The 22,844-nt window shown below is 71.2% G+C and carries 23 protein-coding genes; 4 read left to right on the top strand and 19 right to left on the bottom strand.

What is annotated here, in order from left to right; genetic code table 11:
* Nucleotides 1–11 precede the first annotated feature (11 nt).
* The 5 genes from AB0L21_RS35030 to AB0L21_RS35010 are packed head-to-tail and all read right to left on the bottom strand — an operon-like array spanning nucleotide 12 to nucleotide 4,751.
* Nucleotides 12–905: an MBL fold metallo-hydrolase gene (locus AB0L21_RS35030; RefSeq protein ID WP_365701398.1), complete on the bottom strand. Its 894-nt coding sequence runs from the start codon at nucleotides 903–905 to the stop codon at nucleotides 12–14.
* Complete coding sequence (locus AB0L21_RS35025) at nucleotides 902–1,840, bottom strand: aromatase/cyclase (protein ID WP_365701400.1); 939 nt, start codon at nucleotides 1,838–1,840, stop codon at nucleotides 902–904. Before AB0L21_RS35025 ends, AB0L21_RS35030 begins: the two co-directional genes overlap by 4 nt.
* The gene (locus tag AB0L21_RS35020) at nucleotides 1,837–2,097 is read right to left on the bottom strand and encodes an acyl carrier protein (RefSeq protein ID WP_365788264.1); all 261 of its coding nucleotides are present in this window, start codon (nucleotides 2,095–2,097) and stop codon (nucleotides 1,837–1,839) included. Before AB0L21_RS35020 ends, AB0L21_RS35025 begins: the two co-directional genes overlap by 4 nt.
* 24 nt (nucleotides 2,098–2,121) lie before the next feature.
* Nucleotides 2,122–3,345, bottom strand: a complete 1,224-nt coding sequence (locus AB0L21_RS35015; protein ID WP_365788263.1) for a ketosynthase chain-length factor — start codon at nucleotides 3,343–3,345, stop codon at nucleotides 2,122–2,124.
* A complete protein-coding gene (locus tag AB0L21_RS35010; protein ID WP_365701405.1) occupies nucleotides 3,342–4,751 on the bottom strand; it encodes a beta-ketoacyl-[acyl-carrier-protein] synthase family protein in 1,410 nt (469 codons plus the stop codon). The genes AB0L21_RS35015 and AB0L21_RS35010 overlap by 4 nt, the downstream gene beginning before the upstream one ends.
* A gap of 76 nt (nucleotides 4,752–4,827) precedes the next feature.
* Here AB0L21_RS35010 and AB0L21_RS35005 point away from each other — a divergent pair, with 76 nt between their 5' ends.
* Nucleotides 4,828–5,613: a 3-oxoacyl-ACP reductase gene (locus AB0L21_RS35005; RefSeq protein WP_365701406.1), complete on the top strand. Its 786-nt coding sequence runs from the start codon at nucleotides 4,828–4,830 to the stop codon at nucleotides 5,611–5,613.
* A gap of 73 nt (nucleotides 5,614–5,686) precedes the next feature.
* On the opposite strand, the gene AB0L21_RS35000 is transcribed toward AB0L21_RS35005, so the two are convergent.
* The 3 genes from AB0L21_RS35000 to AB0L21_RS34990 form a co-directional block, all read right to left on the bottom strand.
* Nucleotides 5,687–6,454: an AfsR/SARP family transcriptional regulator gene (locus AB0L21_RS35000; RefSeq protein WP_365701408.1), complete on the bottom strand. Its 768-nt coding sequence runs from the start codon at nucleotides 6,452–6,454 to the stop codon at nucleotides 5,687–5,689.
* Between the two features lie 165 nt (nucleotides 6,455–6,619).
* A complete protein-coding gene (locus tag AB0L21_RS34995; protein WP_365788262.1) occupies nucleotides 6,620–8,752 on the bottom strand; it encodes an MMPL family transporter in 2,133 nt (710 codons plus the stop codon).
* Nucleotides 8,752–10,488 (bottom strand): MFS transporter, encoded by a 1,737-nt coding sequence (locus tag AB0L21_RS34990; RefSeq protein WP_365701412.1) that lies wholly within the window; start codon nucleotides 10,486–10,488, stop codon nucleotides 8,752–8,754. The genes AB0L21_RS34995 and AB0L21_RS34990 overlap by 1 nt, the downstream gene beginning before the upstream one ends.
* An 89-nt stretch (nucleotides 10,489–10,577) precedes the next feature.
* On the opposite strand from AB0L21_RS34990, the gene AB0L21_RS34985 reads away from it, so the two are divergent.
* The gene (locus AB0L21_RS34985) at nucleotides 10,578–11,375 is read left to right on the top strand and encodes a TetR/AcrR family transcriptional regulator (RefSeq protein WP_365788261.1); all 798 of its coding nucleotides are present in this window, start codon (nucleotides 10,578–10,580) and stop codon (nucleotides 11,373–11,375) included.
* On the opposite strand, the gene AB0L21_RS34980 is transcribed toward AB0L21_RS34985, so the two are convergent.
* The 10 genes from AB0L21_RS34980 to AB0L21_RS34935 form a co-directional block, all read right to left on the bottom strand.
* A complete protein-coding gene (locus AB0L21_RS34980; protein ID WP_365701417.1) occupies nucleotides 11,341–11,682 on the bottom strand; it encodes an antibiotic biosynthesis monooxygenase in 342 nt (113 codons plus the stop codon). The two genes, AB0L21_RS34985 and AB0L21_RS34980, sit on opposite strands and share 35 nt — an antisense overlap.
* The gene (locus AB0L21_RS34975; protein WP_365788260.1) at nucleotides 11,675–12,820 is read right to left on the bottom strand and encodes an acyl-CoA dehydrogenase family protein; all 1,146 of its coding nucleotides are present in this window, start codon (nucleotides 12,818–12,820) and stop codon (nucleotides 11,675–11,677) included. Before AB0L21_RS34975 ends, AB0L21_RS34980 begins: the two co-directional genes overlap by 8 nt.
* Nucleotides 12,817–13,701, bottom strand: a complete 885-nt coding sequence (locus tag AB0L21_RS34970; RefSeq protein WP_365701421.1) for an NmrA/HSCARG family protein — start codon at nucleotides 13,699–13,701, stop codon at nucleotides 12,817–12,819. The genes AB0L21_RS34975 and AB0L21_RS34970 overlap by 4 nt, the downstream gene beginning before the upstream one ends.
* Nucleotides 13,702–13,725: 24 nt before the next feature.
* Nucleotides 13,726–14,562, bottom strand: a complete 837-nt coding sequence (locus AB0L21_RS34965) for a DUF6081 family protein (protein WP_365788259.1) — start codon at nucleotides 14,560–14,562, stop codon at nucleotides 13,726–13,728.
* A 91-nt stretch (nucleotides 14,563–14,653) separates the two neighbouring features.
* A complete protein-coding gene (locus AB0L21_RS34960) occupies nucleotides 14,654–15,049 on the bottom strand; it encodes a PPOX class F420-dependent oxidoreductase (protein WP_356117822.1) in 396 nt (131 codons plus the stop codon).
* A gap of 1 nt (nucleotide 15,050) precedes the next feature.
* Nucleotides 15,051–16,562: an MFS transporter gene (locus AB0L21_RS34955; protein ID WP_365788258.1), complete on the bottom strand. Its 1,512-nt coding sequence runs from the start codon at nucleotides 16,560–16,562 to the stop codon at nucleotides 15,051–15,053.
* Between the two features lie 86 nt (nucleotides 16,563–16,648).
* A complete protein-coding gene (locus tag AB0L21_RS34950; protein ID WP_365701427.1) occupies nucleotides 16,649–17,569 on the bottom strand; it encodes an NADP-dependent oxidoreductase in 921 nt (306 codons plus the stop codon).
* 30 nt (nucleotides 17,570–17,599) lie between these two features.
* Nucleotides 17,600–18,238 (bottom strand): hypothetical protein, encoded by a 639-nt coding sequence (locus AB0L21_RS34945; RefSeq protein ID WP_365701428.1) that lies wholly within the window; start codon nucleotides 18,236–18,238, stop codon nucleotides 17,600–17,602.
* A gap of 130 nt (nucleotides 18,239–18,368) precedes the next feature.
* Complete coding sequence (locus AB0L21_RS34940) at nucleotides 18,369–19,355, bottom strand: zinc-binding dehydrogenase (protein WP_365788257.1); 987 nt, start codon at nucleotides 19,353–19,355, stop codon at nucleotides 18,369–18,371.
* Nucleotides 19,355–20,278 (bottom strand): 3-hydroxyacyl-CoA dehydrogenase NAD-binding domain-containing protein, encoded by a 924-nt coding sequence (locus AB0L21_RS34935; RefSeq protein WP_365701431.1) that lies wholly within the window; start codon nucleotides 20,276–20,278, stop codon nucleotides 19,355–19,357. Before AB0L21_RS34935 ends, AB0L21_RS34940 begins: the two co-directional genes overlap by 1 nt.
* Nucleotides 20,279–20,351: 73 nt before the next feature.
* On the opposite strand from AB0L21_RS34935, the gene AB0L21_RS34930 reads away from it, so the two are divergent.
* Nucleotides 20,352–20,792, top strand: coding sequence for a nuclear transport factor 2 family protein (locus AB0L21_RS34930; protein WP_365788256.1), 441 nt, complete (start codon nucleotides 20,352–20,354; stop codon nucleotides 20,790–20,792).
* Between the two features lie 103 nt (nucleotides 20,793–20,895).
* Here AB0L21_RS34930 and ychF read toward each other — a convergent pair whose 3' ends face one another.
* A complete protein-coding gene (gene ychF, locus AB0L21_RS34925; protein WP_365788255.1) occupies nucleotides 20,896–21,984 on the bottom strand; it encodes a redox-regulated ATPase YchF in 1,089 nt (362 codons plus the stop codon).
* Nucleotides 21,985–22,169: 185 nt separating this feature from the next.
* Between ychF and AB0L21_RS34920 the strand changes: the two genes are divergently transcribed.
* Nucleotides 22,170–22,727, top strand: a complete 558-nt coding sequence (locus AB0L21_RS34920) for a DUF6542 domain-containing protein (RefSeq protein WP_365701459.1) — start codon at nucleotides 22,170–22,172, stop codon at nucleotides 22,725–22,727.
* Nucleotides 22,728–22,844 lie beyond the last annotated feature (117 nt).

Genomic DNA, 22,844 nt, shown 5'->3' with positions numbered 1-22,844 from the left:
CTTTCGACTCCTTAGGCGAGGCAGGTGGGCAGCCGCCCACCGTTGTAGGCGACCAGCTCCGAGAAGATCTCCATGGCGTCGCGCGCGGGTCTGCTCAGCAGTTCCTCGTGCGCTCGGTGCAGGTTCGCGACGAGGCGCTCCGCGTCCAGCAGGCCGGCGAAGGCGCCGAGGTCCGCCGCGCGCGCGGCCTCCAGCGGCGTCAGCCCGCTTTCGGCCGCCTCGGCGGCGAGGTGCTGGACCCAGCGCAGATAGTCCCGGTTGGCGTCCAGCACCTCGGGTCCCGCCACCGGGCCGTGCCCGCCGACGACCACCGCGGGCTCCAGCTCCGCCAGCCGGTCGAGCGCGGACAGTGTTCCGGCCACCGAACCGAAGAGCACGAACGGGGTGACGCCCGACATGACGATGTCCCCCGCGAACAGCACCCGCTCCTCGGGCAGCCAGACCACCACGTCGTGCCCGGTGTGCGCGGGGCCGACGCAGATCAGTTCGGCCCGTCGCTCGCCGACGTGCACGGTGAGGCGGTCGCGGAAGGTCACGGTCGGCGGCGTCACCTCGATCTCGCCCCAGTCGACCCGCGGCCAGAGCCCGGTGAGGGCCAGGCCCGTCGTCACCATGGCGGTCCGCATGTCTTCGTGCGCGATGATCTGCGTTCCCGGTGGGAAGACCTGGTTGCCGAACGCGTGGTCGCCGTGGAAGTGCGTGTTGACCACGATGCGGTCGGGGCCCGCGGCGAGCTTGTCGACCGTCTCGGCCAGCCGCCGCGCCCTCGGGATCGTCGACAGCGTGTCGACGACGAGCGCGCCGTCGCCGCCCACGACGATGCCCGCGTTGCTGACACACCAGCCGCCGGGGGCCTGCTCGTACGCGTAGACCCCCTCGGCGACCTCGTGGACCGCGGCCGTCACGACGCCGGCCCGGCGGCGGCGGCCGCTGCGTGGCCGAGCGTGGCCCGGCTGTTGGCGCCGAGCGCCTCACGCAGATAGGCGCGGGCGTCGGCGACGGTCCTGCCCTTGCCCAGGACCTCTTCGACGCGGGCCGGGTCGATCGCCACGGTGTGGCGGGCGGTGACCGCGTCCTTGTCGAAGAGCCAGGCACCGCTGTGTCCGGAGAGCAGGGCGGGCGGGACGAGCTGCTTGTACACGATGCTCTCGCCGGGGAAGCAGAGCCGGATCGAACGGGTCGTGTGCGTACTGCCGTCGGCGGTCACCGTCTCCATGGTCATGTCCTGGACGCCGGGGGATCCGGTGCCCGCCGCCTCCTCGGTCAGCGTCACCCTCCCCACGTGCGGCAGCCGGTCCGGCCACAGGTCGCTGCGCTCGATGAAGGCGTAGGCGTCGTCCCCGGACGGCACCTGAAGCGTGTCCTCGAACGTGAACAGGAGTTCCTCCAGGGAATGTCGCTGCTCCGCGAGCCGGGCCAGCGCGGCCAGCTCCTTCTCGCTGTTCGCGTCCAGCGCCGCGCGCAGTCCCGGCAGGGCGGCCTCGTCGACGGCGGCGAAGTCGTGGGTCAGCACCACCTCGGTGCCTCCGCCGTCGCTCCGGAACTCCCAGCTTCCGCCCATCGAGGCGATGGGCGGCTGGGTGCGCTCCTGCCGGAACGTGACCCGCAGGGCGTCCGGGTCCAGCGTCCGGCGGGAGGTCCAGGTCTTCACCTGTCCGGCCACGCTCGCCCAGATCTGGAAGCGTTCCGCGCCCTGGCCGCGCTCCAGGATCCGCACGTGGACGGCGGGTTCGAAGACGGCCGGCCAGAGTTCGGCCCGCGCGACCAGGTCGTACAGCCGGCGCGCCGGGGCCGGGGTCCTGAGCGTGTGGACCACCCGGTGTTCTTCCGGCCGGCTCATGCCGCCTCGGCCAGCGCGCCGTTGACCAGGTCGAGCAGGTCCCGAGGGGTGTCGACGCGGCCCGCGATGTCGTCGGGGATGGCCACGCCGTAGTGGCTCTCGAGCCGCGCCGCGGTCTCCATCAGGGCGAGCGAGTCGTAGCCGATGGTCTCGAAGCGGGTGTCGAGGATGTCGCCGGACAGGTCCGTTCCGTCCGTCTCGCCGGCGCATTCGATGAGGACGCGGCGCAGGTCGTCGATGGTGAGCAGGGTTGCCATTGCTGTCTCCAGTTCTCGGTGTCGCTACGGGGTCGGTTCGGGGCGGCGCAGGACGACCGCCGAGTTGAAGCCCCAGCGGCCCCTGGCCAGGACCAGGGCGGTGCGCGGGGACGCGGTGCGCGGTTCGCCGAGCACCAGGTCGATGCCGTACTCCTGCGGTACGGACTCCACACCCGCGGTCGGCGGGATCACGCCTTCGCGGAGGGCCATCAGGGCGGTGACCACGTCGAGCGGTCCGCCGCCGGCGTAGAGGCGACCCGTCGTCGTCTTCGGGACGGTGACGGGCACCCCGTGGCTGCCGAACACCCGGCCGATGGCCCGGGCCTCCGCGGCGTCCAGTTCGGGTACGCCCGCGCCGTCGGCGAACACGACGTCGACGTCCTCGGGGCCGAGCCCGGCGTCGGTCAGCGCGAGCCGGATCGCGCGCTCCAGGCCCGGGGGCCGTCCGGAGCCGGGGGCGGGGTCGAAGGTCGAGGCGCAGCCCGCGAGTTCACCGTACGCGTCGTGCCGGCCCCGGGCCTGGGCCGCGGCGCTGTCCTCCAGGACGAGGATGGCGCCGCCCTCGCCCGGAACATAGCCGGCGGCCTGCTCGTCGAAGGGCAGATAGGCCCGGGCCGGTTCGGTGGCGGTGCTGACCCGGCCGCTCGCGATCTGCGAGACCCAGCCCCACGGGTCGAGTGCCGAGTCGACCCCGCCGGACACCACGAGCGGGGTGCCGCGGCGGATCGTGCGGCGGGCGTGGCCGAGGGCGTCAAGGCCCCCTGCCTGCTCGGCGACCAGGGCACTGCTCGGGCCGCGCATGCCGTGCCGGATGGAGATCTGGCCGGTGTTCACCGCGTAGAACCACGCGAAGGACTCGTACACGCTGACCGACTTGGGGCCCTCGGTCCACAGCTTGCGGAACTCCCGGTGCGTGAAGTCGAATCCGCCGCAGGCGTTGGCCGTCACCACGCCCATGTCGTAGTCGGTCAGCGACTCCGGGTCGGCCTTCGCGTCCTGGAGCGCCCAGGCCGCGGCGGTGAGCGCGAGCCGCGTGGAGGGGTCCGTCTGTGGCAGCAACCGGCCCGGGACGTGGTCAGGTGCGTGGAAGTCGTCGATCTGCCCGGCGAGCGTGGCCGGGTACCGGCTCACGTCGAAGCGGGTGACCGGGCCGATGCCGAAGCGGCCGGCCAGCACGGACGCCCAGTACGGTTCCAGACCGAGGCCGTTGGGGGCGACGACGCCGACTCCGGTGATGAGGACGCTCATGCGACCGCCCCCGCCGCCTCGGCACCGCGCAGGACCATCGCGCTCTGGAAGCCGCCGAAGCCGCTGCCCACGGTGAGCACGGTCCCCAGCTTCCGCTCCCTCGCCTCGAGCGGGACGTAGTCGAGATCGCACTCGGGGTCGCTCGTGCGGAGGTTCGCGGTCGGTGGCACCACTCCGTGTTCGAGGGCGAGCACACTGGCCGCGATCTCCAGCGAGCCGATCGCGCCGAGCGAGTGGCCGACCATCGACTTGATGGAGCTGACCGGGGTGCGCCGGGCGTGATCGCCGAGCGCCCGCTTGTAGGCCGCGGTCTCGTGCCGGTCGTTCTGCCGGGTGCCGGAGCCGTGGGCGTTGATGTAGTCGATGTCCGTGGCGTCCGTACGGGACTCGTCGAGGGCGACCCGGATGGCCTCGGCCATCTCACGGCCGTCGGCCTTCAGCCCCGTCATGTGGTACGCGTTGCAGCGCGTCGCGTACCCCGGGATCTCGGCGTGGATGTGGGCGCCGCGGGCCAGCGCGCTCTCGTAGTCCTCCAGGACGAACATCGCGGCTCCCTCGGCCAGCACGAAGCCGTCGCGCGTACCGTCGAACGGCCGCGAGGCGTGCTCCGGGTCGTCGTTGCGCGCCGTCGTGGCCCGGATCGCGTCGAAGCAGGCGACGACGATCGGGGTGATCGGGGTGTCGGCGGCTCCGGCGAGCATCACGTCCGCGCTGCCCTCCTCTATCAGCCGCACCGCGTGCCCCACGGAGTCCAGGCCCGACGTGCAGCCGTTGGAGACCATCGCGACCGGGCCCTCGGCGCCGACCTCCCAGGCCACTTCGGCCGGCATGACGCTGGGCACCAGGTAGTCGAACATGTGCCGGGACAGCCAGGCGGCGTCGACCTCCCACTCCCGGCCGGAGTCCGACAGCAGCAGGTACTCACGTTCCAGGCTGGTCGCGGCGGCCACCGCGCTGCCGAGGCTGACCCCGACCCGGGTGGGGTCCAGGGTGTCGAACTCGAGTCCGCTCGCGGCGACGGCCTCCCGGGCGCAGGCCACGGCGAACTGCGAGGCCCGGTCCATCCGGTCCAGCTCCCGCGGGCCGAAGCCCTCGGCGACCGGGTCGAAATCGGCTTCCGCGGCGACCTGCGAACGGTAGGGCGACGGGTCGAAGAACGAGATCCGGCGCGTCGCCGTCCGCCCCGAGGTGAGCAGTTCCCAGAACTGCCGCGTGCCGTTTCCGCCCGGGGCGCGGACGCCGACGCCCGTGATGACGACTCTGCGCTTCAATCGGAACAGCTCCTTCGGTGAGTTCACCCGGTGGTCGTCGTCATCGTGGGCCGCATGGCTCGAAAGCGGCTCGAAGGCCGATACGGGGCGCCTCGATGCCGGATCCACCGTCGCGGCGTCCCAGCGGCACCCCAATCCCCTTCGACCGCCGCTCGAGCCCGGCGCCCAAGGCTGGGCAGGTCGGGGGTCCACGAAGCAGGGAGAGGGACACATGGCAACGCAGGTCTCGAAGGTCGCACTGGTGACGGGCGCAACCAGTGGTATCGGGCTGGAGATCGCCCGAAGGCTCGGCACGGAGGGGTTGAACGTCTTCATCTGCGCGCGCGGCGAGGAAGCACTGCGCACGACGCTCAAGGAGCTGCGGGAAGCGGGCGTGGAGGCGGACGGCCGGACCTGCGACGTCCGCTCGGCCGCCGAGATCGAGGACCTCGTGGCGGCGGTCGTCGAGCGCTACGGTCCGATCGACGTCCTGGTGAACAACGCGGGCCGGCCCGGCGGCGGCGCCACGGCCGAGCTCGCCGACGAGCTCTGGCTCGATGTGATCGACACCAATCTCACCAGCGTGTTCCGGGTGACGAAGCAGGTCCTGAAGGCCGGCGGCATGCTCGATCGGGGAACCGGCCGGATCATCAACATCGCCTCCACGGGCGGGAAGCAGGGCGTGGTGCACGCCGCCCCGTACTCGGCGTCGAAGCACGGGGTGGTCGGTTTCAGCAAGGCGCTCGGCCTCGAACTGGCACGGACCGGCATCACGGTGAACGCCGTCTGCCCCGGATTCGTCGAGACGCCGATGGCCGCGAACGTGCGCGAGCACTACTCGGAGATCTGGGAGGTGTCGACCGAGGAAGCCTTCGACCGGATCACCGCGCGCGTGCCGATCGGCCGCTACGTGCGACCGTCCGAGGTGGCGGAGATGGTGGCCTATCTGATCGGGGACGGGGCGGCCGCGGTCACCGCGCAGGCGCTCAATGTCTGCGGCGGCCTGGGGAACTACTGACGCCTGACGGCCCGTGAATGGGGTGAGGCCCCTCGCAGACCGCGAGGGGCCTCACCCCATTCACGGGCGGTGCCTACACGAGCACATGGTCACCGTTGAGGATCTCCATATGCATGCGCTGAATTTCCGGTGTCGGGTCCACGCCCAGTTCGTCGGACAGGATCTGCCGGAGATTTCGGTACGACGCCAGCGCCTCCGCCCGCCGGCCCACCCTGTAGAGCGCCCCCATGAGCTTGGCGTGCAGGGTCTCGTTCAGGGGGTGTGAAATTACCAGGGACCGGAGCTCCGGAATCATCGGCCCTATCCTGCCCAGCCGCCAATTCGCATCTATGCGGAGCTGCACCCCGAAGAGCCGGAGCTCTTCCAGGTGAGCGATATGGCCTTCGAGCACCCGGCCGCACGGCACGGTGGACAGCGCCGGGCCGCGCCAGAGATCCAGTCCCGCGTTCAGCGAGGCGAGCGCCTCCTCGGGCCGGTTCTCCTCTAGCAGGCGGCTGCCCGCGCGGATCAGCCGCTCGGCGATCATGACATCGAGCTCGTCGTCGTCGAGCAGCGCGAAGTAACCGGGCGGTCGGGTCAGGACCAAGTCCCGTTCTTCGCTCGTCACCTGATGCTCCGCAAGGAGCCGGCGGGTGTGGTAGACGTAGGTCTGCAGTGTCGTCATGGCGCTGCGCGGCGGGTCGTCCGCCCACAGCTCCTCGATGAGCACCCCCGAGCCCACCACCTCGTGCCGCCTGAGCAGCAGCAACGCGAGGAGCTGGGTCGCCTTCGAGGATTTGAGCGGAATCAACCGCCCGGTATCGGTGATCACATGGACATGCCCCAACAGATTGAATCTCATCCTGCGCCCCCGTCGAGATTCTCCGTTTCTTAGGGGCGACACTAACAGTCCTAGTTGACCGATTTCAACTGTGGCTGGCGTCACAAGCGATCATTTATTGATCCACGTATAAATCAGCGCGGTGACCTGCGGCGACCGCGCTGATCCACACTTTTTGACTTTCCTTCAGGAAAGAGGAGCCGGTACTTCCGAATTCGTAGAATCGGAAATTCCCGCTCCGGCTTTTTCCTCGGGGGTGTCCTCGCGCCGGAAGAGCTGGTGCGGCCACCACATCCACCGGCCGACATCGAGGGTGAGCGCGGTGACCAGGACCGAGCGCACGATCATGGTGTCGAGCAGGATGCCCACCGCCACCGTGAAGCCGAGTTCGGCGATGAAGACCAGCGGCAGCGTGGCCAGTGCGGCGAAGGTCCCGGCCAGCACCAGACCGGCCGCGGTGATCACGCCACCGGTCGAGGTCAGCCCCTTGAGCGCGCCCAGCCGGGTGCCGAGCCGGCTGCTCTCCTCCCTGATCCGGGTGACGAGGAAGATGTTGTAGTCGACGCCCAGGGCGACCAGGAAGACGAACACCCAGAGCGGGAAGGCGGAATCGGCCCCCGCGAAGTCGAAGACGTGGTTGAAGAAGAAGGCGGCGAGGCCGAGCGCCGTGAAGAAGGAGAGCACCACGCTCGCGATCAGCAGCAGCGGGGCCACGAGTGCCCGCAGCAGCAGCGCGAGGATGCAGAACACCACGGCGAGGATCACCGGGATGATCAGGTCGCGGTCGCGGCCGGACGCCTCACGCATGTCGTGGACGACGGCGCTGCTGCCGCCCACCATCGCCTCCGCCCCGTCCAGCCGGCCGAGGGTCTCGCGGGCCGAGGTGACCGCGGCCATCGCCGCCGGACTGTCGGCTCCGGCGCGGAGCGTCGCCTCGAGATAGACCAGCCCGTCCTTGACCCGGGGCTCCGCGACCTCGGTGACGCCGGGCACCGTCTCCAGTGCGGCGCGCACCTGGGACGCCGAGGAGTCCTTGGCGATGACGACCATCGGCTCACCGGAACCGGCCGGGAAGTGCCGGGCGAGGATCTCCTCGCCCACCACCGACTCCGGCTTGGTCTTGAAGCCGTCCTTCTGCTGCAGCCCGTCGGCGTTCAGGGTGACGGCCAGCGTGGCCACCGCTCCGAGCACCAGGCTGGTCGTGATCCACACCGCACGCGGGCGGCCGGAGACCCGCCGGGCGACCCGTGCCCACACACCGCGCGTGACGTCGGGCTCCGTACCCTGCTTCGGCCGGGCCGGCCAGAAGATCCAGCGTCCGAAGATCACCAGCAGGGCGGGCAGCAGCGTCATCATCGACAGCAGGCCGACCAGGACGCCGACGGCGCAGACCGGGCCGAGCCCCTTGGTGGAGTTCAGCGCGGCCAGCAGCAGGACGAGCATGCTGATGGCGACGGTGGCGGCGCTGGCCACGATGGCGGGACCCGCGCGGTGCAGCGCCACGGCCATGGCCTCGTGCCGGTCCTCGTGCCGCCGCAGTTCCTCCCGGTAGCGGGCGACGAGCAACAGCGCGTAGTCGGTGGCCGCGCCGAGCACCAGCACCGTGAGGATCATCGCCGTCTGGGCGTTGACCGTGAGTCCCGCGTGCTTGGCCAGCAGGTAGATGATGGCCTGCGAGATGACCAGGGACATGCCCGCGGAGATCATCGGCAGCAGCCAGAGCAGCGGACTGCGGTAGGTGACGACGAGGATCGTCACGACGATGAGGAGGGTGACCAGGGTGAGTTTGAAGTCGGCGCTGCTGAAGGACTCCGCGGAGTCGGCGGCGTAGCCGGTCGGGCCCGTCACATGGACGCCGAGACCGTCGGGCGCGTTCGGCTGCGCGGTCTCCCGCAGATCCTTGGTGGCCTCGTTGAGCCCCTCCCAGCCGTCCTTGCCGAGGTGGACGTTGACCACGGTGCGCAGGGCCTTGCCGTCCTCCGAGCGCACCGGGCCGAACGGCTTGCCCACCACGTCGGTGCCGTCCGCGAAGTCCGCGGCGTCGGCCCGGGCCTTCGCCTCGTCGGCGGCCGTGATTCCGGACGGGCGGTCGTAGACGACGATGGCCGGGCTGGTGTCGGCGGGCTGGAACTTCTCCGAGAGCTTGAGCACTTCGGTCGACTCCGCGTTGCCGGGAAGCCAGGCGGCGGCGTCGTTGGACTCGACGTCGCCGAGCTTCCCGGCCAGCGGCTGGAGCACGATCAGCAGACCGATCCAGCCCACGAGGACCAGCCACTTGACCCGGCGTCCGCCGGGCCAGGCCAGCAGTTTGCGTGTCATCAAAAACCCTCTTCCTCACGAGGCTTGGGCGGCAGCCCGAAGGCCAGCGCGAAGGACACCGCCAGCAGTCCGATCACGACCCAGAGCGTGCGGACCATCGCGGTGCTGAAGTTCTGGGTGTGGGCCGTATGCCAGGCGCGCGCCGTGGCCTGGGCCAGCTGCGGCCGGGCCTGCTCGATGTTCCGGCAGCTGTCGGGCGTCTGTTCGGAGTTCTTCTGGTTCGCCGATTCCCTCAGGCACTCCCGCAGGTCGGCGAGCAGGCGATCCTGTTCGGCCGGGGTCGCCCCGGCGGCGGCGAGTTCGGCCCGGGTCCGGCTCTCGCCGTCGGCGACGCTTGCCGTCGCCTGGGATCCGAGCAGCCCGAAGAACAGCGTCGCGAGCACCGCGACGCCGATCGCGAAGCCGAGCTGCTGTACCGCGGTGAGGATCCCGGAGGCGGTGCCGGCCTCCTGCTTGTCGACGTCGGCCAGAGCGATGTCGAAGAGCAGACCGATCATGACGCCCATGCCGAGGCCGGCCACGGCGATGCCCGGGACGAGCTCCCAGCTGGTCAGCCCGCCGGCCTGGTCGCGGATCGTCAGCAGCATGATCAGTACGCCGAGTGCCAGCACCGCGAGCCCGCCGTGCAGGGCCTTGCGGCCGAACCTCGCTCCCAGCACAGCCCCGGTCAGGATCGCGCCGACGACCAGGAACACCGACCAGGGCGTCATCGTCAGCGCCGCCCGGGTCGGGCTGAAGCCCAGGCCGATCTGCAGGTGCAGGCCGAGCAGCAGCGACATTCCGGAGATGCCGGTGAAGAACACCAGCGCCACCGCCAGTCCCACGGCGTAGCGGGACCTGCGCAGCAGGCTGAGCTCGATCAGCGTGGCACCGCCGCGCTTGTCCTGCCGCAGTTCGTAGGCGACGAAGGCGGCGAGCACGGCCGCTCCGGCCACCATCAGCACGAACGTCCAGGCGGGCCAGCCGCGTTCGCGCCCCTGGACGAGCGGGAAGATCAGCAGGGTCAGTCCGAGGGTCACCAGCAGCATGCCGACGACGTCGAACTTCGGCCGCACGGGCGCCCTGCCCTCGGGCAGCAGCAGCACCGCTCCGGTCACCACGGCTGCCCCGATCGGCAGGTTGATCAGGAAGACGGACCGCCAGCCCGAACCGAACAGATCGGCGTCGACCAGGAATCCCGCGATGATCGGACCGAGCACGGCGCCCAGTCCGATGGCGGGACCGAACGCGCCGAACGCCGCCGCGGTCTCCTTGGGCGGGAACATCTGCTTGATGAGGCCGAGCCCCTGCGGAATCATCAGCGCACCCAGCCCGCCCTGCAGGAAGCGCGCGGCGATGAGCATCTCGGAACTGCCCGCCACCGCGCACAGCACGGAGGCCAGGGTGAATCCGACGGCGCCGACGACGAACATGCGCTTGCGGCCGTGGATGTCGCCCAGCCGGCCGCCGACCACGAGCAGGACGGCGAAGGAAAGCGTGTACCCGACGGTGATCCACTGGATGACGCTGAGGCTGCCGCCCAGATCGGCGCGGACCGCGGGCGCCGCCACGTTCATGACCGTGCCGTCGAGCAGGTCCATGATCTCGGCGCCGAGGATGACGGCCAGCGCGGCCCAGCGGCGCGCGTAGGGCGGGGGCTCGGCCGCGGTGTCGTCCGGCCCGGGGTCCTGCTCCGGCACCAGCGCCGTCGGTGGCGCCGCGATGCTGTCCGGTTCGTCTGGTTCAACGGAACTCATGGCGTCCCCCGGGGTCCTCGACTATAGATCCATGAACGACCACCGTTCTATAGTGGAACGGTGGTCGTGTCAAGAAACGGTGGCCGACGATGCCCTACGATGAGGACGACGTGCGAAGCGAAGGAAGGAGGCCCATGCCCGAGGAGATCCCGGTACCTCCGTGGCGCCGGCCGAAGAAGGCGCCGCCGCGCATGCCCCTGACGCAGGACCGGATCGTCGAGACGGCGCTCGGCATCCTCGACGCCGAGGGGCTCGACGCCCTGAGCATGCGGCGGCTCGCGCAGGAGCTGAAGACCGGCCACGCTTCGCTGTACGCGCACGTGGGAAACCGGGACGAACTGCTCGACCTCGTCTTCGACCTGGTGCTGACCGAGGTGGAGATCCCGGAACCGGAGCCGGGCCGCTGGGCGGAGCAGGTCAAGGAGATGTGCCGGTCACTGCGGCGGATGTTCCTGGCCCACCGGGACCTGGCGCGCATCGCGATCGACCGGGTCCCGCTCGGCCCCAACGGGATCCTGGGGATGGAGCGCACCCTGAACCTGCTGCGCGCGGGGGGCCTGCGGGACGAACTCGCCGCCTACGGGGGCGACCTCTTGTCGACCTTCGTCACGGCGGAGGCCCTGGAGCAGTCGTCCCGGCACAGCGGGGCGGAGGAGAGCCAGGAGCAGGCCGGCATGTTCGCCGACCAGCTCCACGGCTATCTGAAGTCGCTGCCGGCCGCCCAGTTCCCGAACCTGGTCCACCTGGCCGGCCCGATCACCTCGCTCGACTCCGACCGTCGGTTCGAGCTCGGACTGGAGATCATCATCGCCGGCCTGGTGGCCGGAGCCGGCGACGAGGCGGACGACGACGTCAGGACGCCAGAATCGTCCCTTCCGGGGTCATGAAGACGGCCTTCGGCGGTCCCATGAGCCCGGGCAGCGAACTCAGCGCCTCCCGCAGCTCCGCCGAGCGCGGGTCGGCGCTGAAGTTCTCCCGGTAGGCCTGTTCGCTCTCCCACTGGGCGTAGTTGACGACCGCGGTGCCGTCCGTGCTCGCGTGGTACGTGGCCGACAGAAAGCCGGGCACCTCGCGGATCCACTCCTGCACCCCGCCCGTGGCCAACTCCACCAGCTTGTGCTGGGTGGCGGGGCCGTCCACGGGGAAGGTGACGACGGCGACAAAACCCACCCGGGGATCGTTCACTTCAGCCATCGTTGCTCCTCCTCAGCAGCTCTCCGGCGTACAACGTCGCTCCCGGCCCGAACTGCAGCCCGATATGGCTCGCAGCCGCGTGCACATCGCGCCAGAAGCGCTGCATCGGACTGTCCTCCGCCTGCGCCCTGGTACCCGCACAGGCGAACAGCCGGTCGGTCGCGGCGGTCAGCAGCTCGGCCGCCAGGGCGCAGTCCCGCGCCCCCCGGCCGACGAGTTCGCCGGTCACCCCGCCGGCGTCGGCGACCGCCGCGACCCGCTCCAGCAGCAGCCGGGCCGCGTCGATCTCACCGGTGGCCCGGGCCAGGGTGTGCTCGTACAGCACGCGGTCCTGGGAGGAGACGGCGTTCTGCCCGGTCGGCCCGGCCAGCTTCGCGGCGATCCACGAGGTCCACACGGCCGCGGCGCCGCGGGCCGCGCCGAGCATCGGCAACGCGAAGGCCAGCCCGTTGACCGCCCGCATGGGCACCGTGTGGCAGATCGCCTCGGCACCCGGACCGAGGCCGGCCGCGATGGCCGCACGGGTGCAGGCCCGCGAGTCCGGCACGAACACCCCGTCCAGCACCAGGGTGTTGCTGCCGGTTCCACGCATGCCCATCGGGTACCAGCTGTCGAGGATCCCGTACGACTGTCGCGGCACCGCGAAGAACCACGGCTCCTCCCCCGCCTTGGCGCACACCAGCGCCCAGTCGGAGTGGTCGACGGCGCTGACGAACGGCCAGGTGCCCGAGACGCGCCAGCCGCCCGCCGTCTTCTCCGCGTGGCCGAGCGGCATCAGGGCACCGACGATCAGGGCGTCGGGGCCGGCGGACCACAGCTCGGCCTGGCCCTCGTCCGGCAGATAGGCGGCCATCCGCCCGAGGCTCGCCGTGAGCGACGCGTACCAGGCGGTCGAGGCGCAGGCCTCGCCCAGCACCGCGACCGGCTCCACGAGCTCGGTGAAAGTCGCGGCCCTGCCTCCGTGGGCCACCGGAACGAAGTGGGCGGCGAAACCGGCTTGCAGGACCGCGCGGACGACATCGGGACTCAGCCGGCGCTGCCGCTCGGCGTCGGCTGCCCGCTTCCCGGCGAGCTCGGCGATCCGGCGGGCCCCGGCCTCCAGGGGTGACCGCTCCCGGGTCATCGTGTCCTCGCTCATGCCGGATCCCTCGGGGCCCAGCCGGTCTTGGCCAGCCACTGGTCGAGGGTGAGCATCTGCGGGAAACGAGCGCGCAGCGCCGGGATGTCGGCGTGGTAACCGATCCCGTTGAGCCAGGTGTACGAGATGGCCTGCCACTCGAAGCCCGTGCGCCGCAGCTCCGGTATCGGCACCGAGACGAAGCGGGCGGGCAGTCCGGTGTGCCGGCCGAACGCGTCCGCGATCTGTTCGCCGGTCAGCTCGTCCCCGGCCAGCTCGATCTTGGCGCCGCTGAAGGTCTCGGGCTCGTCGAAGGCGTCGGCCGCGAAGTAGCCGATGTCGGGGCCGCTGATCATCTGCAGGGTGTTGGTCGGCCCGAGCCCCCGCCGGAAGGTCAGCACGCCGTCCTCCATGACGAGGGGCGACATGTCGTGGTTCAGGTTCTCCATGAAGTACGACGGCCGCAGGAACGTGAAGTTCAGCTCGTTCTCCTGGATCCGCTGCTCGATCGCGAGCTTGGACAGCCGCCAGTTCACGCCCTCCGGCCGCTCCGCCCCGCCGACCGAGCTGTGTACGTAGTGCTGGATGCCGAGGTCGCGAGCGGCATCGGCGCAGATCTTGCCCTGTCGCTCCTCGCCCTCCACGCCCGCCGGTGTCATCGGCGTCTGGATGCTGAACACCCCGTACGCGCCCTTCATCGCCGCGCGCACCGACTCGGCGTCCTCGAGGTCGCCGGTGTGCAGGCTCGCGCCCAGCTCCCGCAGCTCCTTGGCCTTGGGCGCGTCCGGGTCGCGGACGAAGGCCCGGACGGTCCAGCCGCGTTCCAGCAGGTACCGGGCCGTGGAGCCGCCTTGTTTGCCGGTGGCGCCGAGGACCAGTACGGGCTTGTTCTCATCGGGCATGGCTGTGCCTTTCGTTGGTCGTCGTCACGAGTCGCGGGAACCGGCGGGCGAGGTGGACACCGAGAGCCGGCGGACCGACAGCCGCGCCCCCTGGCCGAAGTAGCGCTCCAGGAAGAGCCCGAGGCCGAAGCTGAGTCCCCGCGGCCGTACGGCCTCCTCCCGGCCGCCGTTGTCCCGCCGGAGCCAGCGCGCGTCCAGCGCGCGGAAGCCGATCCGGTCCACGGACAGCACCTCGCGCCCGTCGGCCTTCCAGTGGACGGTGCCGGCCGCGGCGTCGTAACCGACCTCGAGCCGGTGCAGCGTGCCAGGGGTGCGGTCCGCCACCGGGACGCAGTAGGTGAAGGACGCGAACTCGGCGTCCGGCTGCAGCGCGAGCCGCTCGTAGACCGCGTAGAGGCGGCTGTGCGTGAGGAAGAAGTCGAAGATGACGCCGGTCTCGAGATCGACCGAGATCAGACCGCCCGCGCCGAGCCGGGGGTCCGCGGTCGGCTCCGTCACGTCGTCGTACGGATGCGAGCGCAGGCCGAAGCCGCGCAGTCCCACCTCGGCCCTGACCGCGAGCACCTCGCCCGGCGCCGCGGTGTACCCGCCGCGCGGCGAGGCGGTGCCGCCGGTGGTGAAGGCACCCCACCGCAGATGGAGCGGGGGTGCACCGTCCGGCCCTGGCTTGGGCTCGGTGAACGCCGGCCGCCTGGTCCGCTGCTGGACGGCGCTCGGCACGACCACCAGGCCGTCCGGCCCGCCGCGAACCACCCCGTCTCCTCCGGGGAGACCGTCGACCGGACGCAGCCGCCACGGCGCGCCCGGTCCCTCGGTCACCAGTCCCCCGGTGAAATCCTCACGGAAGATTTCTGTGCTCATCCGGCCCTCCCCGTGGTGTGCCCGTCCTACGGGCTCCACCCTGGCAAGAGGGCATCGAGGGCCACTCGAAACAGAGTCGAAGGCGCCTCGGTCAGACGTCGCGGCCGCGCTGTGCGGGGTCCTCGCCGATGCCCCAGGTGATGATGCGCCGGGGGTGGATACGGATCATCGCGGTGCCGAAGTAGGGGTGCGGCGGCTGGGCGTCGGTCAGTGCCTCGGCCCGGCCGCGCACTTCGATACCGCGCACGTTCCACGGCTGCGTGGAGAGCAGGTCGTCGACGACGAAGGCGACCTGGTCGTGCTTGGTGACGTTGCGGAACTTCTTGCTGGCCGTCAGGTTGTGCCCGCCGATGTCGATCGTTCCGGTCTCGGTGTTGATCCGGAAAGAGACGGGATTGACCTGGGGCTGGCCGTCGGGCGCCACGGTGGCCAGCCGGCCGAGGTTCTGGGAGGCGTAGTACTCGAGCTCGTCAGGAGTGAAAGGCATGTCAGTTCCCTTGGGTCTTGGTGTGTTCGGAATGCTCCCGGCCGGGCACGGGGCCCGCCGCGGGCGGCGGAGTCGTGACGGTGGAGGGCAGCCAGCGGAGCACGGCGAGGGCGCCCGCGAGGGCCACCGCGGCGGCTGCCCCGGCGGCCAGATGCATGGCGTCCACGAACGCCTGCCGTGCGGGACCGGCAAGTCCGGGTTCCCCCAGCCGAGTCGCAGCCAGCAGCGTGGCATCCAAGGACTCGCCGGCCTCGTGCCGCGCGGAAGGCGGCAGTACGGCGAGCTGGTCCTGGATGCCGCCGCGGTAGGCGGCGCCCATGACGGAGCCGAGCACCGCGACGCCCAGGGCGCCGCCCAGCTGGCGCACGGTGTTGTTCATCGCGGAGGCCACGCCCGCTTTCTCGCGTGGGATCGCGTTCATGATGGACACGGCTGCGGTCGGCATGACGCACGCTACGCCTGCTCCCAGGGCGGCGAACAAGACGAGGATCAGCCAGAGCGGAGCGTGCTGGGTCACGAGGACGACTCCGGAGAGTGAGGCGGTCACCGCCAGCATGCCGGCCGCGCACACGTTCCGAGGGCCGATCGATCGCACCAGGACAGTGCTGAGGGGACCGCAGACCACGTTCGCGACGGCCAGCGCCACGGTACAGCTCCCGGCCTGCAGCGGGGTGTAGCCACGCACGCTCTGCAGGTAGAAGGCGCTGAAGAAGAGGAAGCCCATCATCGCGAAGCTGACGAAGCCGACGGCCGCGACGGCGGTGGAGAAGGCCTTCAACCGGAAGAAGCCGAGGTCCAGCGAGGGCTCCGCGGTACGGCGCTCGTGCCACAGGAAGACGCCGAGCAGGCCGAGGCCCGCCAGGCCGGTTCCCCAGACCGTGGGCTGGGTGACCCCGCCGGTCCGGCCGGCCTCGATGATTCCGTGGACGAGCAGCACCAGACCGGCGATCGAGAGCAGCAGCCCGGCCGCGTCGACCCGCTTGCCCGCGGCGCCCCGGGTCTCGGGCACCAACAGCACCACCGCCACCAGGCAGACCGCCACGATCGGCACGTTGACCAGGAAGACCGAGCCCCACCAGAAGTGCGCGAGCAGCAGCCCGCCGGTGACGGGCCCGATCCCGAGCGCGAAGCCGACCGAAGCCGCCCAGATCCCGAGGGCCTTGGGGCGCTCCCGCATCGGGAAGACGGCGGCGATGGTGGCGAGGGTGCTCGGCAGGACCGCCGCGCCGCTCACCCCCATGCAGGCGCGGGCCGCGATGAGCTGCTCCGGTGTCCCGGCGTAGGCTCCGGCCAGGGACGAGAGCCCGAACAGACCGAGGCCCAGCAGCAGCACGCGCCTGCGGCCCAGCCGGTCACCGAGCACACCCCAGGTGAACAGCGTCGCCGCGAAGGCCAGCGTGTAGGCGCTGAGCACCCATTCGACCTGGCTGTGCGAGGCCCCGAGGCCCTGCTCCGGGTCGGTGAGGGTGCGCAGCGTCACGTTGAGGACGGTGTTGTCCAGGATGATGCTCACCAGGCTGAGGACCAGCACTCCGAGGACGGCCCAGCGCCGCGGATGCCCCGCGTCCGCCGGGCCGCCCGGTCGACCGGGGCCCGGTGTCACAGGTCCGGCACCAGGACGAGCTTGCCGCGCACATGGCCCTGCTCCAGCCGGTGGTGGGCCTCGGCCGCCTTGGCGAAGGGGAAGACGGCCTCGACGTGCGGCCGGAGCCGGCCCTCCGCGCAGAGCGCGGCCAAGGCGGCGAGCCGCTCGGCGGACCGCACCACCTGCGGCATGAGGATGCCCTCCTGGGCCGCGGCGCGGAAGTTGGCGATGGTGGCGATCCTGGTCCGGTCCGCGACGAGTTCGAGCGACACGGCGAGTGCCTCGGGTCCCCCGTGGCAGTCGAGGGCCGCGTCGACGCCCTCCGGGGCCAGGGAACGCACCCGGTCGGCGAAGCCCGGGCCGTAAGCGACGGGCAGTGCGCCCAGCGACCGCAGATAGTCGTGGTTGTGCGCGCCGGCGCTGCCGATCGCCGTGCCGCCCCGCTCCCGGACGAGCTGGACGGCGAGGCTGCCGACCCCGCCGGCCGCGGCGTGTACGAGCACGGTGTCCCCCGGGCCGACCCGCAGTTCCGCCACCGCGATGTCAGCGGTCTGCCCGACGGCCGAGAGGGACCCCGCGACCTCCCACGACAGCTCCGGCGGCTTGGCGGTGATCTGGTCCGCGCCGACGGCGAGCACCTCGGCGCCGGACTGCAGCACGGCGAACCCCAGGACCTCGTCGCCGGGCGCGAACCCGGTCACCTCCGGCCCGATCCGCTCGACGACCCCGGCGAACTCGTTGCCGAGGATCTGCGGGAACTCGACCGGATAACGACCCCGCATGCCACCGGAGCGCACCCGGCAGTCGAACCCGTTGACCCCGGCGGCCCGCACCCGGACCGTCACCTGGCCCGGTCCTGGCTCCGGCTCGGGGACCTCGATGAGGCCCAGTACGTCCGGCCCGCCGAACTGGTGGATGGCTACGGCCTTAGGCATGCGTTCTCCACATTCGTTGTGACGGTGCTGTTACTTCTCGACCTGCGTGCTGGCCAGGACGGTCTGGGGCTTCGCCGGGTCCGGGAAGCACTCGAACGGGCCCCACTCGTCCAGGATCGGCTGGTAGCGGTACCAGTAGAAGCCGGGCTTCTCGTAACTGGAGCCGCCTGGGCCGAAGTTGAGCGTACCGGCGTCCTTCGGTGCCTTGTAGGAGACCTTCAGCGTCGGCAGGTCGAACTCGACACCGCCCTCGAACGGGCCGGACGCGCTGACGACGATGTCCTGGCCCTCGACCTTGACGTCGAGAACGGAGTCGCCGAGGCCGCTGCCTCCGGTGAGCCGCAGCTTCTTGACCTTCGCGCCCTCCGGGATCCGGTAGGCGACCCGCACGTCCGTGACGGTCTTGTTGTACTGGGCGAAGGCGGTGATCGGGGCCGGGTCGTACGTGGCCTGGAACTTCTTGCCCGCGTGGACCGAGGCGGGCACGGTGACGTCGAACCCGCGCTTGTAGTCGTAGACCGGGTGCGTGTTGCCCTGCACATAGGTCCGGCACTCGTACGGCACGTCCACGTTCGCGGCATGCGCGCTGGTGCCCAGGCTCATGACGCCCCCGAGGGCGATGGCGGACGCGGTGGTCAGACGTATCACGTGGTGACGCGACGAGCTCATGCGAGGTCTCCTTCGGACTCTTGGAACACAGACTCTTGGAATACGGACTCTTGAAACACGGACTCCTGGGACGCGAACGAACGCGCACGAAAGCGAACGAACGCGGCTCGCAGCGGAGGCCGGGAACGGGTCAGGGAATGAGCACGACCCGGCCCAGCTGGGCCCTGGCCTCGAGGATGGTGTGCGCCTCGGCGGCCCGCTCCAGGGGCAGCCGGGCGTGCACGGCGGACCTGACCTGTCCGTCGAGCAGCAGCCGGGTGAGTTCGGCGACGCCCGCCTCGTACTCGTGCGGGCGGCCGAGCCGCCAGGCCGACAGCGCGAAGCCGGTGACGTACTTGATGCCGATGAGGTCCATCACCGACACCCGCGGGATCTCCAGCTCGCCGCCGGACGAGCCGTAGAACACCAGCCGGCCGCCCGGGGCGAGCAGGCCGATGCCCTGCTGGAGGACCTCGGCGCCGACACCGTCCAGGACCAGGTCGGGACCGCGTCCCCCGGTGAGTTCCCTGACCTCCTCGGCCCAGTGCGGGGAGCGGTGGTCGACGACGGCGTCGGCGCCCGTGGTGCGGGCGAACTCGCGTTTGCCGGCCTCGCCCGCGGTGCCGATGACCTGGCCGGCCCCGGCTGCCCGGGCGAGCTGGACCGCGATGTGGCCCACGCCGCCGGCCGCGGCGTGCACCAGCACCGTCTCGCCCTTGGCCAGTTGCCCGGTCCGCAGAATGCCGAGGGCGATCAGTCCGGTGCCCGGGAGGACCGCGGCCTCGGCGGCGTCCAGCTCCTCGGGTACGGGTACGACGGTGACGGCGTCGACGACGACCTGCTCGGCGTAGGCGCCGTAGAGGGTGAAGGCGCCGACCCGGTCCCCCGCGCGCAGGGCCGCCACACCGGGCCCCACGGCGGTGATCCTGCCGACCACGTCGCCGCCGAGGACGACGGGAAAGACGGGCCGCCACATCGGCGCGGGGAAGACGTCCCGCCGCATCTGGGTCTGCGCGTGGCCGACGCTGACGGCCTCGACGGCGATTCTGACCTGGCCGGGGCAGGGCTCGGGGACCGGGCGCTCGGCGACGTACAGCACGTCGGGATCCCCGTACCGGTCGAACTGCACGGCACGCATCACTTCTCCTCCTCCTGGGGCTGCCCGGTCCGCCCCAGGGCGGCCAGTACGGCGTGGTGCCGGTCGTCACGGTCCCGGACCAGCTCGGCGTAGCCGCGGTGTCCGTAGGCGGCTTCGGTCTGTGCGACCAGGGCCTCGACGGCCTGTGAGGTGAGGGCGGGCTGTCCGAGCCCCCGCCAGCCCTGTTCGAGGCCACTGCCGAGATGCTCGAGCCACTTGCGCAGGCCGCCCGGACCGCCGCCCAGGTGGAACGCGTGGAACGGTCCGATGGTGGACCAGCGCAGCCCGATCGAGTCGGTGACGATCCGGTCGAGCTCCTCGACGGTCACCACGCCTTCGAGGACGAGGTGGATGCTCTCGCGCAGCAGCGCGGACTGCAGCCGGTTGGCGGCGAAGCCGGGCAGCGCCCGGCGCAGCACGACCGGGGTCCGTCCGACCGACTCCAGGAAGGCCACCGTCCTCGCGACGGCCTGCGGGTCGGTGCGTTCCCCGCCGATCACCTCGACCAGCGGAACGATGTGCGGTGGGTTGAACGGATGGGCGACGACCAGCCGGCCCGGTCCGGGCATGTCCCGGCTCAGATCGTCGGGGAGCAGTTTCGACGTCGAGGACAGTACGAGGGCGTGGTCCGCGGCGGCCTCGCCGATCTCGGCGAACAGGCGCTGCTTGAGAGGCAGGTCGTCGGGGGCGTTCTCGGAGACGAGGTCCGCTCCGGTCACCGCCCGGCCGACGTCCGGCTCGTACTCGATCCGCGCCGCCAGCTCGTCCGCCCGGCCCGGGGAGAACAGTTCGAGCCCCTCGCGCACGACGCGCCGGGCGTCAGGCCTGCGGCTGTTGACCCGTACCGTCAGCCCGCAGGCACTGAACAGATTGATCCATCCCAGGCCGATCGTGCCCGCCCCGATCACTGTCACGGTGCTCATGGCGACGAGGCTGGCAGGGCCCGCTCGAACCCGGCTCGAGCGGGCTTCGAGGCCACGGGGCGACCGTGGCCGTATGACCATGACTGCGCTTCCCACCGGCCTGTATGCCGAGGTCCTGTCGTTCTACGGCCATCAGATGCAGAAGCTGGACGGCCGCGACTTCGCCGGCTACGCCGCGACCTTCACCGAGGACGGCGAGTTCAAGCACTCCCCCACGCTGCCCGCCGCCCACACCCGTGCCGGGATCATCGCCGTCCTGGAGGACTTCCACCGCAAGTTCGACGCCCGCAGGATCCAGCGCCGGCACTGGTTCAACCACGTGGCGCTGAGCGAGGCGCCCGACGGCTCGATCACGGCGACGAGCTACTGCCTGGTGCTCACCGTCCACGCCGACGTCAAAGGTCCCGAGTTCGGACCCAGTTGCGTCGTCCACGACGTCCTGGTCCGGGGTGAGGACGGCGAGCTGCTCCTGCGGTCCCGCCACGTCAGCCACGACCACGTCTTCCCCGGCTGACCGGCACCTCCCGCGCGGAAAGACGGAAGGGGCCGGGCTCTTCAGCTCGACCCCTTGCCACCTGCGACCGGGACGGATCTTGTGACGTGCGGTAACGGTCTGATCACACGTTGAAGCGGAACTCCACCACGTCCCCGTCCTGCATCACATAGTCCTTGCCCTCCATGCGGGCCTTGCCCTTGGCGCGGGCCTCGGCGACCGAGCCGGCCTCGACCAGGTCGTGGAAGGAGATGACCTCGGCCTTGATGAAGCCCTTCTGGAAGTCGGTGTGGATGACACCGGCCGCCTCGGGGGCCGTCGCGCCCTTCTTGATGGTCCAGGCGCGGGACTCCTTGGGGCCGGCGGTCAGGTAGGTCTGCAGGCCGAGGGTGTCGAAGCCGACGCGGGCGAGGGTGGCGAGGCCGGGCTCGTCCTGGCCGACGGACTGGAGGAGCTCCAGGGCCTCCTCCTCGTCCAGCTCGGCGAGGTCGGCCTCCAGCTTGGCGTTGAGGAAGATCGCCTCGGCGGGGGCGACCAGGGCGCGCTGCTCGTTCTTGAAGTCCTCGTCCACCAGCTCGTCCTCGTCGACGTTGAAGACGTAGAGGAAGGGCTTGGTGGTGAGCAGGTGCAGGTCGTGCAGGAGCTCGGCGCGCTCGCTGCCCTGGACGATGCCGTGCGCGAAGAGCGTGTCGCCCTTCTCCAGGATCTCCTTGGCCTCCTCGACGGCCTTGACCTTGGGCGCGATGTCCTTCTTGATCCGCGACTCCTTCTGGAGGCGGGGCAGGACCTTCTCGATGGTCTGGAGGTCGGCGAGGATCAGCTCGGTGTTGATGGTCTCGATGTCGTCCTTCGGCGAGACCTTGCCGTCGACGTGGACGACGTTCTCGTCCTTGAAGGCGCGGATGACCTGGCAGATCGCGTCGGACTCACGGATGTTCGCGAGGAACTTGTTGCCCAGGCCCTCGCCCTCGGAGGCACCGCGCACGATGCCGGCGATGTCGACGAAGTCGACCGTGGCCGGAAGGATGCGCTCCGACTTGAAGATCGAGGCGAGCTGGGCGAGGCGGGCGTCGGGCACGCCGACGACGCCGACGTTCGGCTCGATCGTGGCGAACGGGTAGTTGGCCGCCAGCACGTCGTTCTTGGTCAGGGCGTTGAACAGGGTCGACTTGCCGACATTGGGCAGGCCGACGATTCCGATCGTGAGCGACACGTTGCGACTTCCCGTAGTTGAGTGGGCCAGGGGCTGCCAGGGGCCAGAGACCGACACTGGCCGATCCACCAGTTTACGGCGTCCCGCGCGCCCGCCTCACGAGAGCGGTGATCGTCCGGCCAAGCTCTGGCCATCGGCGTGTCTCACGGGCGATTCGACACATAAACAGACCTAGGTTGGTCCCTGTGGAGCAACACGGATCGCGACCCCCGAACGACGGACCGCGACGCGGCACACCCCCGTCGGCCCCGCTGCCGGCGCAGGGACGACGCCGGGTGGGCGGCGAGCGCGGGCCCGGTGGTGGGCGCCGGCCCGCGCCGGGTGACGGGCGGGCCGCGGGGCGCGGGGCGGCGGGCGGGCGGCTGCCGAACCCGCGGCTGACGGGGCTCGGCAGCGGGCTGTTCTGCCTCGCGGCGATGTTCCTGCTCGGCTGGCTGGTCCAGCTGCTGTTCGGCGCCTCCCCGACGGTTTACGGCGTGCTGTTCCTGCCGGTGTGCGTGCTGACCGCGCTGTGGGTGCGCGGCGGGGACGTGCTGACCGCGCCCGTCGTCGTACCGATCGCGTTCGCCGTCGGGCTGGTGCCGGTCACCGAGGGCGGCGGGGGGCTGCTCGGCCGCCTGATGGGGCTGGTCACCGGGCTCGCCACCCAGGCGGGCTGGCTGTACGCGGGGACGCTCGCCGCCGGGGTGATCGTGCTCGTCCGCCGGGTGCGGTGGGTACGGCGGCGCCGGCGCCGCAGCTGACGCCGGCCGGCCCGACCCCGGCGGCTAGGTCCTGTCGTCAAACTCCCGTCGTCCGCCCGGAGGGCGGGCCGCGCGGCGTCAGGTGCGTGCTCTCGGCGTGCCGGGCCCCGGCCCTCG

Origin of the sequence: Streptomyces sp. NPDC052721, assembly GCF_040678315.1 — a bacterium.
Classification (GTDB): domain Bacteria; phylum Actinomycetota; class Actinomycetes; order Streptomycetales; family Streptomycetaceae; genus Streptomyces.
Note: the sequence above shows the minus strand (reverse complement) of the source record. Positions and strands in the feature narration are given on the sequence as shown.